Raw genomic sequence first — 2227 nt, forward strand, 5'->3', positions numbered from 1 at the left:
AAATGGAAGATTTAATTGAATTAGGGGCCATTGAAGTATCGAATGACTACCGAGCATGAGTGTCGGTTCTTCTATTCTGAAATTAGCCATGAAAGATCCACAAATGGAGAACTATATTATTATAACAACTGAATATTATTGGCATTGGGATATGAAATCAACAGGACTTAACGTATGGGAATATCGAAAAATTATGGAGAAGATGATGGGGAAAGGTGGACTTAAACCAATGTCTACAGATGACCCTGAGATTATATCACACCCTGCCAATTGTCTGCTCGTTCGAATTGGCAAAAACGTACCTAAGTCTTCAGTAAAAACGTTTGATTCCCTCCGTTTTATGGGGCGAAATGATTACTGGTTATAGTGAGGTGAGATTATGTTAGTAGAAGAAATTATGTCAGAATCAATTGTGACAATTAATTCGAATGATTGTATAGAAGAAGCATTAGAACTACTAAACAAACATAAAATTAGGCACATTCCTGTCGTTAGTGAAAATGAACAAGTAGTAGGAATATTGTCAGATCGTGATATTCGAGACGCAGCACCATCAATTCTTGAAGAAACCCAAAACAGACAGATCTTACAGCATGAAGTTTCATCAATAATGACAACACCAGTAATTACAGTACATCCTTTAGATTTCATAGAAGATATAGCAACTATTTTTTATGAGCATGAAATTGCATGTGTACCTGTAACGAAAAACAATCAGTTAGTCGGTATTGTAACAGAAAAAGACTTACTTTACCGTCTAATTCAGCTAACAGGAATTCATGAACAAAGCTCACAAATTGAGGTCAAAGTACCAAACAAAGTTGGTGTTTTACCTAACGTTACAAAAATTATAAGCGATCGAAATACGAACATATCATCAGTCTTCATCTACCCATATCAGGATAGTTATCACGAGAAAATTATCGTTCTACGCATTCAAACCATGAATCCTATGCCGTTAATTGACGAACTAAAACAACATGGCTATGAAGTCATATGGCCAAACATACCGGGGCTTTCAAAATGACGAATGAAGCATCTTTTGTTTATACGGAAGCCTTTAAAAACTATAAGTTTCGTGATGACCATCCTTTTAACCAAAAACGTGTAGAGCTGACTTATAAATTACTTAAATCTATGAACGCTTTAAATGATCAACAAATCATAACACCTAGAGTTGCATCAGATGAAGAAATTGCTCTAGTACATGACAGAAAGTACATTGATGCTGTTAAACGTGCTAGTGAAGACAAACTGGCACAAGAAGAAAGTTTAGAATATGGGGTCGGAACTGAAGATACACCAATTTTTGAAGATATGCATCAAGCAGCAGCTCAACTTGTTGGAGGCACATTAACAGCTGTGGATGCCGTATTAAGTGGCCAAACAAAACGAGCATTAAATCTTGGTGGTGGATTACACCATGGATTCCGCCGTAAAGCTTCTGGTTTTTGTATATATAATGATGCGGCTATTGCTATTCAATATATTCGTGAAAAATTTGACTACAAAGTGCTTTATGTCGACACAGATGCCCATCACGGTGATGGTGTGCAGTGGATTTTTTACGATGACCCAAACGTTTGTACTCTATCGATTCATGAAACAGGTAGGTACTTATTTCCTGGAACCGGTAACATTAACGAGCGTGGACACAACGAAGGTTATGGAACATCATTTAACATTCCAATTGATGCTTTTACTGAAAATGAGTCCTTTTTGTCGGCTTATAAAGAGTCACTAACGGAAATTACAGAACACTTTAAGCCAGATATAATTGTGACTCAAAACGGTGCAGATGCACACGTCTATGACCCGTTGTCTCACTTATGCTGTACAATGGAAATCTATGAAGAAATTCCAAAGTTAGCATATCAATTAGCTAATGAGTATTGTGACGGTAAATGGGTTGCATTAGGTGGTGGTGGTTATGATATTTGGCGAGTCGTACCTAGAGCATGGGCGCAAATTTGGTCTGTAGTTAATAACCATGGCGAAACATTTTCAGGCTCAATTCCAAAACGCTGGCTTGATCAGTGGCAAAACGAAAGCCCTGTCAATTTACCGGCAACATGGCATGATGAATCCAGTATTTATGAACCGATTCCTAGAAAAGAAGAGATTACGGAGAAAAATGCAATTCTCGTTAATAAGTTACTTGAACCTATACGCAATGAACAAAAATATATGATGTAACTAAAAAGACCGATTAACTATTTAGGCTCTA

The 2227-nt window shown here is 36.9% G+C and carries 2 protein-coding genes and 1 pseudogene; all 3 read left to right on the forward strand.

The window, feature by feature from the left end:
* Positions 1-367, forward strand: a pseudogene (locus tag A194_RS18940) (N-acetyltransferase); the annotation flags it as partial.
* Between the two features lie 12 nt (positions 368-379).
* A complete protein-coding gene (locus A194_RS0115930) occupies positions 380-1027 on the forward strand; it encodes an acetoin utilization AcuB family protein (protein ID WP_017187777.1) in 648 nt (215 codons plus the stop codon).
* Positions 1024-2196, forward strand: a complete 1173-nt coding sequence (locus A194_RS0115935) for an acetoin utilization protein AcuC (protein ID WP_017187778.1) — start codon at positions 1024-1026, stop codon at positions 2194-2196. The genes A194_RS0115930 and A194_RS0115935 overlap by 4 nt, the downstream gene beginning before the upstream one ends.
* The last annotated feature ends 31 nt before the right edge of the window (positions 2197-2227 follow it).

The sequence above is a fragment of the Alkalibacillus haloalkaliphilus C5 genome, assembly GCF_000269905.1.
Classification (GTDB): domain Bacteria; phylum Bacillota; class Bacilli; order Bacillales; family Alkalibacillaceae; genus Alkalibacillus; species Alkalibacillus haloalkaliphilus_A.